The sequence below is a fragment of the Microbacterium sp. MMO-20 genome (genome assembly GCF_037147735.1).
In the GTDB taxonomy this organism is placed as follows: Bacteria; Actinomycetota; Actinomycetes; order Actinomycetales; family Microbacteriaceae; genus Microbacterium.
Genome location: NZ_JBBCUU010000003.1, coordinates 115492 through 128401 on the forward strand (window position 1 = coordinate 115492; position 12910 = coordinate 128401).

Annotated in this window: 14 protein-coding genes; 3 read left to right on the top strand and 11 right to left on the bottom strand. The window is 68.7% G+C overall.

The genetic code is table 11. The features are described from left to right. Positions 1 to 20 precede the first annotated feature (20 nt). From WFI52_RS06540 to WFI52_RS06550, 3 genes are read right to left on the bottom strand one after another with little or no spacing between them, the layout of a single operon-like run. Complete coding sequence (locus WFI52_RS06540) at positions 21 to 797, bottom strand: glycerophosphodiester phosphodiesterase family protein (protein ID WP_336626203.1); 777 nt, start codon at positions 795 to 797, stop codon at positions 21 to 23. Next, entirely contained in the window at positions 794 to 1783 is a 990-nt protein-coding gene (locus WFI52_RS06545; RefSeq protein ID WP_336626204.1) for an SPFH domain-containing protein, read from the bottom strand. The genes WFI52_RS06540 and WFI52_RS06545 overlap by 4 nt, the downstream gene beginning before the upstream one ends. Next, complete coding sequence (locus WFI52_RS06550) at positions 1783 to 2280, bottom strand: NfeD family protein (protein ID WP_336626205.1); 498 nt, start codon at positions 2278 to 2280, stop codon at positions 1783 to 1785. Before WFI52_RS06550 ends, WFI52_RS06545 begins: the two co-directional genes overlap by 1 nt. 120 nt (positions 2281 to 2400) lie before the next feature. On the opposite strand from WFI52_RS06550, the gene WFI52_RS06555 reads away from it, so the two are divergent. Beyond that, positions 2401 to 3165, top strand: a complete 765-nt coding sequence (locus tag WFI52_RS06555; RefSeq protein ID WP_336626206.1) for an SDR family oxidoreductase — start codon at positions 2401 to 2403, stop codon at positions 3163 to 3165. 83 nt (positions 3166 to 3248) lie between these two features. Here WFI52_RS06555 and WFI52_RS06560 read toward each other — a convergent pair whose 3' ends face one another. Next, positions 3249 to 3800, bottom strand: a complete 552-nt coding sequence (locus WFI52_RS06560; RefSeq protein WP_336626207.1) for an HdeD family acid-resistance protein — start codon at positions 3798 to 3800, stop codon at positions 3249 to 3251. 100 nt (positions 3801 to 3900) lie between these two features. Then, positions 3901 to 4821, bottom strand: a complete 921-nt coding sequence (locus WFI52_RS06565) for an AEC family transporter (RefSeq protein ID WP_336626208.1) — start codon at positions 4819 to 4821, stop codon at positions 3901 to 3903. Between the two features lie 118 nt (positions 4822 to 4939). On the opposite strand from WFI52_RS06565, the gene WFI52_RS06570 reads away from it, so the two are divergent. Continuing rightward, positions 4940 to 5431: a DUF2087 domain-containing protein gene (locus tag WFI52_RS06570; RefSeq protein ID WP_336626209.1), complete on the top strand. Its 492-nt coding sequence runs from the start codon at positions 4940 to 4942 to the stop codon at positions 5429 to 5431. 11 nt (positions 5432 to 5442) lie between these two features. Here WFI52_RS06570 and WFI52_RS06575 read toward each other — a convergent pair whose 3' ends face one another. Then, a complete protein-coding gene (locus WFI52_RS06575; RefSeq protein WP_336626210.1) occupies positions 5443 to 6105 on the bottom strand; it encodes a dihydrofolate reductase family protein in 663 nt (220 codons plus the stop codon). A 144-nt stretch (positions 6106 to 6249) separates the two neighbouring features. Here WFI52_RS06575 and WFI52_RS06580 point away from each other — a divergent pair, with 144 nt between their 5' ends. Then, the gene (locus WFI52_RS06580; protein WP_336626301.1) at positions 6250 to 7497 is read left to right on the top strand and encodes an MFS transporter; all 1248 of its coding nucleotides are present in this window, start codon (positions 6250 to 6252) and stop codon (positions 7495 to 7497) included. A gap of 14 nt (positions 7498 to 7511) precedes the next feature. Here WFI52_RS06580 and WFI52_RS06585 read toward each other — a convergent pair whose 3' ends face one another. The 5 genes from WFI52_RS06585 to WFI52_RS06605 all read right to left on the bottom strand — a co-directional run bounded on the left by WFI52_RS06585 (position 7512) and on the right by WFI52_RS06605 (position 12857). After that, positions 7512 to 7772, bottom strand: coding sequence for a DUF6458 family protein (locus WFI52_RS06585; RefSeq protein WP_336626211.1), 261 nt, complete (start codon positions 7770 to 7772; stop codon positions 7512 to 7514). 107 nt (positions 7773 to 7879) lie between these two features. Next, positions 7880 to 8641: an SGNH/GDSL hydrolase family protein gene (locus WFI52_RS06590; protein WP_336626212.1), complete on the bottom strand. Its 762-nt coding sequence runs from the start codon at positions 8639 to 8641 to the stop codon at positions 7880 to 7882. Positions 8642 to 8684: 43 nt separating this feature from the next. Then, complete coding sequence (locus WFI52_RS06595; RefSeq protein WP_336626213.1) at positions 8685 to 10088, bottom strand: MFS transporter; 1404 nt, start codon at positions 10086 to 10088, stop codon at positions 8685 to 8687. Between the two features lie 9 nt (positions 10089 to 10097). Beyond that, positions 10098 to 11135: an LLM class flavin-dependent oxidoreductase gene (locus tag WFI52_RS06600; protein WP_336626214.1), complete on the bottom strand. Its 1038-nt coding sequence runs from the start codon at positions 11133 to 11135 to the stop codon at positions 10098 to 10100. A 48-nt stretch (positions 11136 to 11183) separates the two neighbouring features. Next, on the bottom strand, positions 11184 to 12857 hold the full coding sequence (locus WFI52_RS06605; RefSeq protein ID WP_336626215.1) for a DUF885 domain-containing protein: 1674 nt from the start codon (positions 12855 to 12857) through the stop codon (positions 11184 to 11186). Positions 12858 to 12910 lie beyond the last annotated feature (53 nt).

Consider the following 12910-nt stretch of genomic DNA (forward strand, 5'->3'; position numbering starts at 1 on the left):
GCCTGAGATAGCGCGAAAGGTCAGATCTGGCGTGCGCGCACCGTCGCGAGCGCGATGTCCGCGCGATCGGTGACGAGGCCGTCGACGCCGGCATCCAACAGCGCTCGCATGCGTTCGGCATCGTTGACGGTCCAGACATGCACCTCGACATCGACGGCGTGCACGGCGCGCACGAGACGGGGCGTCACGATCCGCACGACCCCCGCCCGCTCGGGCACTTGAATCGCCTGCACACCCGCGAGCGCGCGAGCGACGAGGCCTCGGGAGCCCGTTGCGGCCGCGGCGAGGAGGCGCGCGATCGTCGCCTGGCCGGCTGACGTCGCCGGATCGCCGCCGGCGGCATGTGCGGCCTGCAGAGCACGCTGTCGACGACGGTCAGAGAAGCTCGTGATGAGGACGCGATCCGCGTGAGGGGCGATGATGCGGCCGAGTGGCAGCGCGGCATCCGCCGCCTTCACGTCCAGGTTGAACCGCAGCGTCGGGAAAGCATCGAGCGCCTCGGCGGCGGTCACGAGTCCGCCGCGATCGGCCATCATCGCAGCGAGATCGGCATGCCGCACGTCCGCCACCGCCCGCGGATCTCCCGCGACGCGCGTGAGGTCCGCATCGTGGAAGAGCACGACGATGCCGTCGCTCGTGAGGTGGCAGTCGGATTCGACATACTCGGCGCCGACCGCGTGCGCCGCTGCGAAGGCGGCGAACGTATTCTCGACGAAGCCGTCCACGTCGGGGGGCACGAATCCGCGATGTGCGAGGACGCGGGGCGCGCGGGCGCCGACGAACCACGGATGCGTCACGGGGTGGTGGCCGCGCCCTCGACGGGTGGTGCTGCCTCGGGCTCCGCTGCGCCGTCGGCGGCCTTCGGCGTCGCCGTAGCCACCCCGCCGGCGCCGGCAGCGAAGGCCGTGCCGATGCCCTTCATCGCCTCGGTGAACTCGCTCGGAATGATCCAGAGCTTGTTCGCGGCGCCGTCACCGATCTTCGGCAGGGTCTGAAGGTACTGGTAGGCGAGGAGTTTGTCGTCGGGCCGTCCGGCGTGAATCGCCTCGAAGACGTTCTGGATTGCGGTCGCTTCACCCTCGGCTCGGAGGATCGCAGCCTGCTTCTCACCCTCCGCATTCAGGATCGCCGCCTGACGACGGCCCTCGGCTTCGAGGATCTGCGACTGCTTGGAGCCCTCGGCGGTGAGGATCGCGGCGCGGCGGTCACGCTCGGCTCTCATCTGCTTCTCCATCGAGTCCTGGATCGAGTGCGGCGGGTCGATCGCCTTGAGCTCGACGCGCGAGACGCGCAGCCCCCACTTGCCGGTCGCCTCGTCGAGGACCACTCGCAACTGACCGTTGATGTTGTCACGGCTCGTCAGCGCTTCTTCGAGGTTGAGCCCGCCGACCACGTTGCGCAGCGTCGTCGTCGTGAGCTGCTCGACGGCCGAGAGGTAGTTGGCGATCTCGTACGTCGCGGCGCGGGCGTCGGTGACCTGGAAGTAGACCACCGTGTCGATCGAGACGACCAGGTTGTCCTCGGTGATCACGGGCTGAGGGGGAAACGAGACCACCTGTTCGCGCATGTCGACGAGCGGTCGCAGCCGATCGATGAACGGGACCAGCAGGTTCAAGCCGGGGGAGAGGGTGCGCTGGTAGCGACCCAAGCGCTCGACGACGCCCGAATACGCCTGCGGGATGATCCGGATCGAGCGGAAGAGGACGACGATCACGAAGATCGCGATGACTACGAGCAGGACGATCACGAAGATCTGTCCCGCGAAGGCGCCGATGTCGACCATCAGTCGGAGCTCCTGTCGGTGGGGAGTGCGGACTCGGATGCCGCGGCGAGGGCCACCTCGACCATGGCGCCGCGCACGGCGGTGACGACGATGCGGTCGCCGACGGTGAGAGCGTCGCTGCCCGGGCCGCGCGCGACGGACCAGAGTTCGCCGTTGTCGAGGCGGGCTGCGGCGACGTCTCCCGTGAAGGGCGCGGTGAGCCGTCCGCCGAGTCCCTGGATCGCATCGACGTTGGTCGGATGCAGGACGCTCGATCGATGCAGCGCGCGCAGCAGAAGCGGCCTGATCGTGAAGAGGAGGAGAGCCGAGATCGCTGCGGCTGCGAGCACCTGGAGCCACCAGGCACCGCCGAGGAGGTTCACACCCAGACCGCCGATGAGGGTGCCTCCGGCGAGCATCAAGAAGGTGAACTCGAGCGTCAGCAGCTCGACGATCACGAACACGAGGGCGAGCACGAGCCAGACGATCCACATGTACTGCGTCAGATCCGGCAACATCGCTCTGCTCCTTCGGCGCCCTGTCTGCACCCTAACATTCCCGGCGGACACGGGGCCTGGCTGTAGGGTCGAAGCGCCGCCGAGCGCCGCGCCCGGCCCCCGATTCACCGCAGGAGTCTCATGTCCCAGCCCATTCCCTCCGGCTCTCTCACCGGGCGGACCGCCCTCGTCACGGGATCGTCCCGCGGCATCGGCGCCGACACCGCCTCTTATCTCGCGCAGGCCGGCGCCAACGTGGTCATCAACTACCGCAACAAGGCTCCGCGCGCCGAGAAGCTCGCGACGCAGCTGCGCGAGCTCGGCGTCGAGGTGCTCGTCGTCGGCGCGGATCTCACCGACCCCGCATCCGTCGCTGACATGATGGCGCAGGTGAAGGACACGTTCGGCACGCTCGATCTTCTGGTGCTCAATGCTTCCGGCGGCATGGAGAGCGGCATGGGGGAGGACTACGCGCTCGTCCTCAACCGCGACGCGCAGTTGAACGTCCTGGATGCCGCGCTGCCGCTCCTCCATGACGGCTCGCGGGTCGTGTTCGTGACGAGCCATCAGGCGCACTTCATCCGCACGACGCCGACGATGCCCGAGTACGAGCCCGTCGCCCTCTCCAAGCGCGCCGGTGAAGACGCGCTCCGTGAGCGCATCCCCGCGCTCACGGAGGAGGGCATCGACTTCGTCGTCGTCTCCGGCGACATGATCGAAGGCACGATCACGGCGACGCTGCTGGAGCGCGCCAACCCCGGTGCGATCTCCGAGCGCCGCGAATCGGCGGGCAAGCTGTACAACGTCGCGGAGTTCGCCGCCGAGGTCGCCCTCGCCGCCGTCGAGCCGATCCCGCAGGACAACACGCGCCTCGTCGGAGATGTGAGTTCGTTCGGCGGCGAGTGAGCCTCGGCATCCCGCAACGAAGAAGCTCCCCGTGGCCGAACCGGTCGCGGGGAGCTTCGTCGTAGAGATGTTGCGGGGTCGTCCTACTTGCCGAACGAGAACGCGCGGAAGATCTGGATGATGCCCATCACGACTGCCGAGATTCCGAGCAGCCACCACAGCACCAGCGCACCCCAGATGGGCGAGAAGAGCAGCGTGACACCCGCGATCAGCGAAATGATCGCGTAGAAGATCGTCCAGCCGCGCGATGGGGCCAGATCGAGCGTCGACAGCGAGACGACGCCCTCGATGATCCACATGATGCCGACGAGGATGCCGAGGAATGCGGCGAGCCAGACGGCCGTCGCGCCGAGGTTCGTGAAAGCGACGATACCGGCGATGATGAACAGCACACCGAGCAGGACATGGCCGATGCGGGACCATCCGCCCTTGCCCGCTGCGAAGATGCCGAGACCGGCATATACCAGTCCGGCCGCGATCGCGTAGATCGCGATGATGGCGGCGACGACCATGGCGGTCTTGCCGGGCCACACGAGGATCAGGATGCCGAGGATGAGCGACAGAACGCCCCCGACACCGAGAGCGGTGCGGATGCCGTTGGTCGCGGTCTTCTCGAGGGACGGTTCAGCGGTCATGACAACCCCTTTCTGAGAATCTCCTGAAGGTGGAGATGTGGTCAGACTATCGCGCCTTTCCCACTTCACGCTCATGACGCGCGGGTGCGGGGGAGCGCTCTCACGCGAGAAGGAACGTGATCCCGAGCAGGATCGGCACGCACCCGAGCGTCGTCACGAAGACGGTGTCACGCGCGATCGTCTCACCGACGTCGAAGCGCTGGGCGTAGTTGAACACGTTCTGCGCTGTCGGGAGGGCGGCGAGCACCGTGACGATCAGCACGTCGTGCGCCGGCAGCTGGAAGAGAAAGCGAGCCACCGCCCACGCGATGAACGGCATCACGACGAGCTTGAGCGCAGAAGCGAGGACGATGGCGCGGCGGCGCCCCGACGGTCCGAGCACGCGCTGGCCGTACAGGGAGATCCCGTAACTGATGAGCAGGATCGGCACGCAGGCGTTCGCGATCAGCTGTGCCGGGTCGAGGAGGATCGGCGGAAGCTTCCACCCGGACAGCGATACCGCGACGCCCAGCACGGAGCCGACGACGATCGGATTCGTGAGTGTGCGCCGCAGGATCGGAAAGGGGCGGCGTTGCCCGGTCGTGACCGCCTCGAAGATCGCCATCGTGATCGGCGTGAACACCAGCAGCTGCAGCAGGATCACCGGCGCCGGGTATGCAGCGCTGCCGAGCAGATAGAGCGACAGCGGAATGCCGATGTTGTTGGAGTTGACCTGACCCGCAGCCAGCGTGCCCACGAGCGTCTCCGCGACATCACGGCGCCACACGAATCGCGCCACGACGGCGTACACGGCGAACACGACCAGTGCCGCGACCGCGGAGACCGGCAGGAGAGCACTGAACAGCGTGTGGACGTCGGCCTGAGAGAGCACGACGAACAACAGGAACGGCGAGAGCACGAAGAACGTCAGCCTGCTGAGCAAGGTACGCGCGTCCGCGCCGAGCAGGTCGATCCGGCCGAGCACGAAGCCGACAAGGATCGCGACGCCCACGACGGCGAATCCGGTGAGCGTCTCCAGCATCCTTCGATGCTATTGTGCGGCGCTGCTCCGTGATCGCCGATTCACCGATAATGCACATTATGTCAGCTTCCTTTCCGGTGTGACCTCATCCGCGCACCGCGCGGCGTAGCGTGGAGGCATGAACGCTGACGGCACCGATCCGCGATGGCGCGCGATGCTCGCTGCGCTGCTCGACGACGACGCCCGCGCGGTGCTCTCCGAAACGGCCGCTCCCGCCACGGGTCGGCGACGCGAGCGCGCGATCGCACGCCTCGAGCCCGCCGGTCTCCTCGATCGCCGCGCGGGTACAGCGGAATTCCGCTCCGACGTCGTGCGCGAGCTCCTGGCATCCACTCCGCGAGCGAAAGGCCCCGAACGGTTCCTCGACGGCCGCGGACGCATCGACCGCTACCCGGTCAGGGCGTCGGACCGCGAGGAACTGCTGCGCTGGGTTACCGAACGGGCATTCTCCCCCGAACGCACGTACACCGAGGGCGAGGTCAACGACACCCTCGAACCGTACGCACCGGGGGGTGACGTCGCGGTCCTACGGCGCTACCTCGTCGACCACGAACTGCTCGAGCGCACGCGCTCGGGTTCGGAGTACGCGCGCGTCGACCCGGCATCCTGACGCCGCTGCGGTCAACGCCGCTTCCGCGTCCAGACGTGATGCACGACGCCCGACGGCGACGCCGTCGCCTCGGTGTCGAAGCGTTCCTCGATCCCCTCGAGGCCGTCCCAGAGCCGCACGCCGCGCCCGAGCAGGATCGGGACCACGACGACATGCAGGTGGTCCACGAGGTCCGCCTCGAGGAACGAGCGGACGACGCTCGGACCACCACCCAGGCGCACGTCGGCACCGCGAGCCTCCCTCGTTGCGAGCGCGAGCGCTTCGGTCGGCGACAGATCACGGAAGAGGAAGGTCGTCTCCCCCACGCGCAGATCCGGACGCGGGTGGTGCGTCAGCACGACGACGGGCGTGTGGAACGGCGGCTCCTCACCCCACCATCCCCGCCAGGACTCGTCCTCCCATTCCCCCTGCTGCGGACCGAACTTGCGCCGGCCCATGATCTCGGCGCCGATGCCGTCCCAGGATGCCGCGGCGAACGCATCGTCGACGCCACGCCTGCCCTCACCGACCGCCTCGGATTCGTGCCCCGACGTCGACACGAACGTGTGCGTCGGAAAGAACCACTGCATGAGCCTGCCGCCAGCGTGTCCGAACGGAGCGTCGAGTGACTGCCCCTCCCCCGTGGCGAACCCGTCCAGGGACACGGCGAGGTTGTGTACTCGGAGTCTGCTCATACGGCCATGATCCCCGAGCCACCGGGCACTCGGCTACCCGCGCAGGAGTAGCGTGGACGGGTGCCACTCGATCATCTTCGCGCCGCCTCTGCGACGCCGGGATGGCGCGGCTGGTTCATCTGGGGCGTCGGCGTCACCGCGTACATGCTCGCCGTGGTCAACCGCTCCTCGCTGTCGGCCGTCGGCATCGACACCGCCGAGCGCTTCGGAGCGGATGCCGCGACGCTGTCGATGTTCGCCGTCGTGCAGCTCGCGGTGTACGGCGGCATGCAGATCCCTGTCGGCCTGCTCCTCGACCGGTACGGCGCGCGCCCGATCATGGCGATCGGCATGCTGCTCATGGCTGTCGGTCAGCTCACCCTCGCCTTCTCCCCCAGCGTCGGCGTCGCGATCTTCGCCCGCGTCCTACTCGGGGCGGGCGATGCTGCCGTATTCCCCGGCGTGCTGCGACTGATTGCGACGTGGTTCCCCGCGCAGCGCGGCCCGCTGATGAGTCAACTCACGGGGCTCGTCGGACAATCCGGGCAGCTTCTCGCGCTCGCTCCGCTGGCGGCGCTCCTCCACGCCACGAGCTGGGAGATCGTCTTCGGTGGCATCGCCGCGCTCTGCGTGCTCTTCGCCGTGCTCGTCTACGCGTGCATCCGCAATCATCCGCCGGAACTGCCCGCGGATGTCTCGGTCGATACCGACACCGGCGCGATCCGCGTCGTCCGTTCCGCGATGGACACGGGGGTCGGCATCCGCGCGGCGTGGGCGCATCCCGGCACCCGTCTCGCATTCTGGTCGCACTTCACGACTCCCTTCGCAGGGACCGCGTTCGTGCTCCTCTGGGGCATGCCTTTCCTCACGGCCGGGGAGGGACTCACGAAGACGCAAGCGGCCGGCGTGCTGTCGGTGTACGTCCTCATCGGCATGGCCCTCGGGCCCATCATGGGCGACCTATCACGACGCATCCCGCATCGCCGATCCCGCGCACTCGTACTCCCGGCGGTCGCCACGCAGGCCGTGGGGTGGACGGCCGTTCTGCTCTGGCCGGGCCCCGCTCCGCTGTGGCTGCTCTACGTGCTCGCCTTCGCGCTCGCAATGGGTGGCCCGGCGTCGATGATCGCGTTCGACCACGCCCGCACGCACAACCCGGCGCATCGCCTCTCGACCGCGACCGGCATCACGAACGTCGGAGGCTTCCTCGCTGCCCTCGTCGCGATCTTCGCGATCGGGCTCGCGCTCGATCTGCAAGGCGCGGGCACACCCGACACCTATCGCCTCGACGCGTTCCGCCTCGCGTTCCTCACCCAGTTCCCGCTGTGGGCGCTGGGGTGGGCGTTCATCGTCATCGAGCGCCGCAAGACCCGCGTCCTGCTCGGGATCGACACGCCGCGCCGCTCCCGCTGAGAAGGAGTCCTGCGTCAGACCTCGGCGTCGCCGGAGGTACGGGACTCGGTGCGGGTGACGCGCTCCCCCGCGACCGGGTCGACCGTCCGGGTGACCTGCGCCGTGGAGCGGCGACGGAAGGCGAACACCAGCCCCAAGAGGAAGACCAGCACTCCCGCGCCCATCAGGATGTAGCCGATCAGATCGAGATCGATGAACTGCGTGGTGTCGACATTGACGGCGAAAACGAGAATCGCGCCGATCACGAAGAGGGCGATGCCTGCTCCGATGCTCATGAGAACGCTCCTTATGGATGGCCCGGGGGGGGGGTACCGCACCATGATGCCGGCGGATTCGGGTCTCGGCGAAGGGGTTGACAGTGCGGCCGCCAGCGTGGCAGAGCTCAGCCGGGCAGGACCTCGGTCCACTCGCCGCCGAACTTGGGCTGCCGCCCGTCGCCGGAAGATGTGCCCGTGAGTCGGCGGCGCACCCACGGTCCGAGATGCTCGCGGACGTAGTCGCGTTGCGCGAGACGGACGGCGTCGGGAAGCGGCGGGAGCGACCACCACCCATCCGGAACGCGTTCCCCGAGCGCCGTCAGCACCCGCGCGGCCACCCGATGATGGCCACGACTGTTCATGTGCAGGCGGTCCTCCGACCAGAACGACGGGTCCGACAGCTCGGCATCCGGCCAGTTCAGCGCCTGGACGATATCCCGTCGCGTTCCCATTCGTGCCACGACGGCCGCCGACATGAGATCGCCGCGGCGCTGGATGACGCGGCTCAGCGGCAGCTGCGCCGCCGGGTTCGCGCCGGAGAGGAGGATGAGGCGCACGCCCTCCTCGTCGCACCGGCGCAGCACTTGGCTGAACGCGTCCGCGATGTGAGCGATCGACGTTCGCGGGCGCAGCATGTCGTTGCCTCCCCCGTTGAAGGACAGGTGCGTGGGCCGGAGGGCGAGCGCGCGCTCCAGCTGCTGCTCGACGATCGGCCAGACGAGTTTCCCGCGGATCGCGAGGTTGGCGTAGTCGATCGCCTCTCCGCGCGAGGCCGCCCAGCCCTGGGCGGCGAGATCGGCCCAGCCACGGACGGTGCCGTCGGGGAGTTCGTCGCCGACGCCCTCGGTGAACGAGTCGCCGATGGCGACGAAGCGAATGGATGCCACCTGTCGAGCCTACGCGCCGCGCCCTGTGTCGACGGTCACGTCGTCACCGCTCGTCGAGCGCCGCCCCACGCGGGTCGGCGAGACCCCATACCGCTCCCGCCGCAACGAGGAAGAACACGGCGAACACCGCGAACAGCAGCGGGGTTCCACCGAGCGCGAGCAGACCCGGCACCGTGAGGGGGGCGATGATCGAGGCGATGCGTCCGACACCCGCGGCCCACCCGGCCCCCGTCGCGCGCATGGAGGTCGGATAGTTCTCGGGGGTCACGGCGTAGAGCGCGCCCCACGCACCGAGCGTGAAGAACGAGAGCGCCATGCCGGCGCCGATGATCGCGCCCTCCCCTGACGCCGTGCCGAAGAGCACAGCGGACACCGTCGCCCCCGCGAGGAACGTCGAGAGCGTCGTTCGGCGTCCCCACACCTCGATGAGCCACGCTGCGATGGCGTATCCGGGCAACTGCGCGAGCGTGATGACAAGCGTGAAGCCGAAGGATTTCACGAGGTCGTACCCCTGCGCGAAGAGGATCGACGGGATCCAGATGAAGGCGCCGTAGTACGCGAAGTTGACGCAGAACCAGACGACCCAGAGCGCAGCCGTGCGCACGCGGAACTCCCGCGTCCAGAGCCCGGCGAGTCGCCGAGCGGACGACGGCATCGCGGCTTCTTCGCGCTCAGCCGATGCCGCCGAGACGGCGGGGCGGAGTGACGGCGGCGGTGTGACGGGTGCGGGTGCGCCCAGCGCGTTCGCCTCGAACCGCGCCACGACCTGGTCGGCCTCCGCGAGGCGTCCCCGTCGCGCGAGCCACCGGGGCGATTCCGGCAGTCCCCACCGCACGATGAGGGCGTAGAACGCGGGGATCGCGCCGAGCGCGAACGCCCACCGCCAGCCGTCTGCTGCGGCGGGGATGACGAGATACCCTATGAGCGCGGCTGCCGTCCAACCCACGGCCCAGAACGCCTCGAGGACGACGATCACCCGACCGCGAATGCGGGCCGGCGCCAGTTCGCTGACGTACGTGCTCGCGACGGGCAGCTCGGCACCGAGTCCCAGTCCCACGACAACGCGGAGCGCGATGAGCACGGCCAACCCGCCGACGAGGGCGCTCGCCCCCGTCGCGACGCCGTACACGAGCAGCGTCACAGCAAACACCGAGCGCCGTCCGAACCTGTCGGCGAGGAGCCCGCCGACACCGGCACCGACGGCCATGCCGACGAAGCCCGCTGATGCGATCCAGGAAGCCTGTTCCCCGGTCAAGGACCACTGTGCGATAAGCGCCGTGATGACGAACGAGATGAGCCCGACGTCCATGGCGTCGAGTGCCCAGCCGAGCCCGGAGCCGGTGAGCACCTTCACGTGCGCGCGCGTGAAGGGAAGCGCGTCCAGTCGCCTACCGATCGATGCGTCGGCACGGGCACTCCCGCGCTCAGGCGCTCTCGCATCCGTCATGAGGGAATGCTACTCAGGCTTCGCCAGCAGCTCCTGCACCATCGGCGCCACTCTCGTTCCGTAGAGCTCGATCGAGCGCATCAGGGTCGCGTGGGGCATGGTGCCGTTGGCGTACTTCAGGTCGAACCGATCGACGCCCAGCGCGCGAACGGCCGCGGCGATCTTGCGCGCCACCGTTTCAGGAGATCCGGCGAACAGAGCGCCGTCGGGACCGACGTCGTGCTGGAACTGCAGGCGGCTGTACGGCGGCCAGCCTCGTTCGGCACCGATCGCGTTGCGGTTCTCCTCCATCGCCGGGTAGAGCTCCTCCCACGCCTGCTCGTCACTGTCGGCGATGTGCCCGGGTGAGTGCACGCCGATCGGCAGCCGGTCACGGCCGAACTGCTCCAGCGAGCGGTGGTAGAGGTCGACGAACGGCCGGAATCGCGCCGGGGCACCGCCGATGATCGCGAGCATGAGGTTGAATCCGTATCGCGCGGTGCGCACGACCGAGGACGGCGTGCCGCCGACTCCCACCCACACAGGGAAGCCGCTCTCCGTCTTCGGGTAGACGTCGGCGCCCTCGAGCGCAGCGCGTGTCGTCCCCTCCCACGTCACAGGCTGCTCGTCGCGCAGCCGCGCGAAGAGGTCGAGCTTCTCGTCGAAGAGCACCTCGTAGTCACGCAGGTCGTAGCCGAACAGCGGGAACGACTCCGTGAACGATCCGCGCCCGACGATGGCCTCCGCGCGTCCCCCCGACACGGCATCCAGCGTTGCAAAACGCTCGTACGCGCGGACCGGATCATCGCTGGAGAGGACGGTGACAGCGGTGCCGAGGTGGATCTGCGACGTGCGTGCCGCGGCGGCAGCGAGCACGATCTCAGGGCTCGACACCGCGAACTCGTGCCGGTGATGCTCCCCCACACCGAAGTAGGCGAGGCCGAGCTCATCACCCAGCACGGCCTGGTCGACGATGTTGCGAATCGTCTGCGCGTCGCTGGTGCGGGTGCCGTCGTCATTCAGAGTGACGTCACCGAACGTGTGCAGACCCAGTTTCACTTCATGCATGTGAATGGGAACGACGAGAGAGGATGCCGCATTCCCGGCGTCCTCGCGTCACTCGGCCAGCGCCATCCGCAGCGTGTCGAGGCCCACGCCACCGAGGCGCAGCGCGCGCATGTGGAAGCGCTTGATGTCGAAGTCGTCGCCCTCGCGGGCCGCGGCATCGTCGCGGATCTGCTCCCAGATGCGCTGGCCGACCTTGTATGACGGCGCCTGACCCGGCCAGCCGAGGTAGCGGTTCACTTCGAACCGGATGAACTCGTCCGACATGTTGACGTTTCGCCGCATGAACTCGAGCGCGTACTCCGCGTCCCACGTGCCTTCGCCATCGAGTCGCGGCTTGCCCAGGTGCACGCCGATATCGAGGACGACGCGCGCAGCGCGCATCCGCTGGCCGTCCAGCATGCCGAGCCGATCGGCGGGGTCGTCGAGATAGCCGAGCTGCTCCATGAGGCGCTCCGCATACAGCGCCCACCCCTCGGCATGCCCGCTCGATCCGGCGAGCAGGCGCCGCCACGAGTTGAGCTCAGCGCGGTTGTAGACGGCCTGCGCGATCTGCAGGTGGTGACCCGGGACGCCCTCATGATAGACGGTCGTGAGTTCACGCCACGTGTCGAAGGAATCGACGCCCTCGGGCACAGACCACCACATGCGGCCCGGGCGGGAGAAGTCGTCGGTCGGTCCCGTGTAGTAGATGCCGCCCTCGTTGGTCGGGGCGATCATGCACTCCAGGCGCCGGATCTCCTGTGGGATGTCGAAGTGCGTCTCGCCGAGCTCGGCGACCGCACGGTCGCTCGTCGCCTGCATCCACTCCTGCAGCGCGGCGGTACCGCGGAGCTTGCGGGACTCGTCCTGCTCCAAGAACGCCACCGCCTCTTCGACGCTCGCGCCGGGAAGGATCTCGCCCGCGATCGCCTCCTGCTCGGCGACCATGCGAGCGAGCTCCGCGACGCCCCACTCGTACGTCTCGTCGAGGTCGATCTCCGCTCCCAGGAAGCGGCGGGAATGCAGCGCATAGAGTTCGCGGCCGACGGCGTCCTCCTCGCTTGCGGCAGGCAGCAACTCGTCACGGAAGAACCCGGCCAGCTCGTCGTAGGCGACACGCGCGGCCCCGGCATGCTCGGACAGCGCGCGGGCGAGGGATGCCGGCAGATGCCCCTCGGCGGGCGCAGCCTCGTGCGCGAACTCCGCGAAGAAGCCGTTGTCGGCCGTGTAGCGCGCAATCTGCGTGATGACTTCGCGCACCTGTCGACGCGCGGGCACGACACCCGTCCGGATGCCCTCGCGCAGCGTCTGCACGTAGCCGCTGAGCGCGACCGGCACACCACGGAGGCGGTCGGAGATGACGTCCCAGTCCTCCACCGTGTCCGTGGGCATGAGGTCGAAGACGCTTCGGACGTCCTGCGCCGGGGACGCGATCACGTTGACGTCGCGCAGGTGCGCGCCGGCCTCGTGGAGGGCCAGCTGCAGACGAAGCTCCGCGGAGAGGTCGGCGCGAGTGACGGTGTCCACATCGTCGATCGCCTCGGTCGCCTCGATGGCCTCCAGCGTCGCCGCCGCGGCGGCGCGCCGGGCCTCGTGGCCAGCGAGCGAGAGATCGTCCAGGCGTCGGTTGTGCTCGCTGCGGCCGATGTACGTCGCCGTCGATGGAGAGAGCTCGGCGATCGTGTCGACCCATGCCTCTGCGATCTGATCGATCGGCGACGGGGTTCGCTGTGCGTCAGTCATCCCTCGAGCCTAATCCCACGGGCCGCGGGACCGGGTTCCCGGACGCGCGGCTG

Bases quoted from the DNA above. Each gene is read 5' to 3' on its own strand.
- WFI52_RS06545 (WP_336626204.1), bottom strand. From the start codon at position 1,783: ATGGTCGACATCGGCGCCTTCGCGGGACAGATCTTCGTGATCGTCCTG.
- WFI52_RS06550 (WP_336626205.1), bottom strand. From the start codon at position 2,280: ATGTTGCCGGATCTGACGCAGTACATGTGGATCGTCTGGCTCGTGCTC.
- WFI52_RS06555 (WP_336626206.1), top strand. From the start codon at position 2,401: ATGTCCCAGCCCATTCCCTCCGGCTCTCTCACCGGGCGGACCGCCCTC.
- WFI52_RS06560 (WP_336626207.1), bottom strand. From the start codon at position 3,800: ATGACCGCTGAACCGTCCCTCGAGAAGACCGCGACCAACGGCATCCGC.
- WFI52_RS06565 (WP_336626208.1), bottom strand. From the start codon at position 4,821: ATGCTGGAGACGCTCACCGGATTCGCCGTCGTGGGCGTCGCGATCCTT.
- WFI52_RS06570 (WP_336626209.1), top strand. From the start codon at position 4,940: ATGAACGCTGACGGCACCGATCCGCGATGGCGCGCGATGCTCGCTGCG.
- WFI52_RS06575 (WP_336626210.1), bottom strand. From the start codon at position 6,105: ATGAGCAGACTCCGAGTACACAACCTCGCCGTGTCCCTGGACGGGTTC.
- WFI52_RS06580 (WP_336626301.1), top strand. From the start codon at position 6,250: ATGCTCGCCGTGGTCAACCGCTCCTCGCTGTCGGCCGTCGGCATCGAC.
- WFI52_RS06585 (WP_336626211.1), bottom strand. From the start codon at position 7,772: ATGAGCATCGGAGCAGGCATCGCCCTCTTCGTGATCGGCGCGATTCTC.
- WFI52_RS06595 (WP_336626213.1), bottom strand. From the start codon at position 10,088: ATGACGGATGCGAGAGCGCCTGAGCGCGGGAGTGCCCGTGCCGACGCA.
- WFI52_RS06600 (WP_336626214.1), bottom strand. From the start codon at position 11,135: ATGCATGAAGTGAAACTGGGTCTGCACACGTTCGGTGACGTCACTCTG.
- WFI52_RS06605 (WP_336626215.1), bottom strand. From the start codon at position 12,857: ATGACTGACGCACAGCGAACCCCGTCGCCGATCGATCAGATCGCAGAG.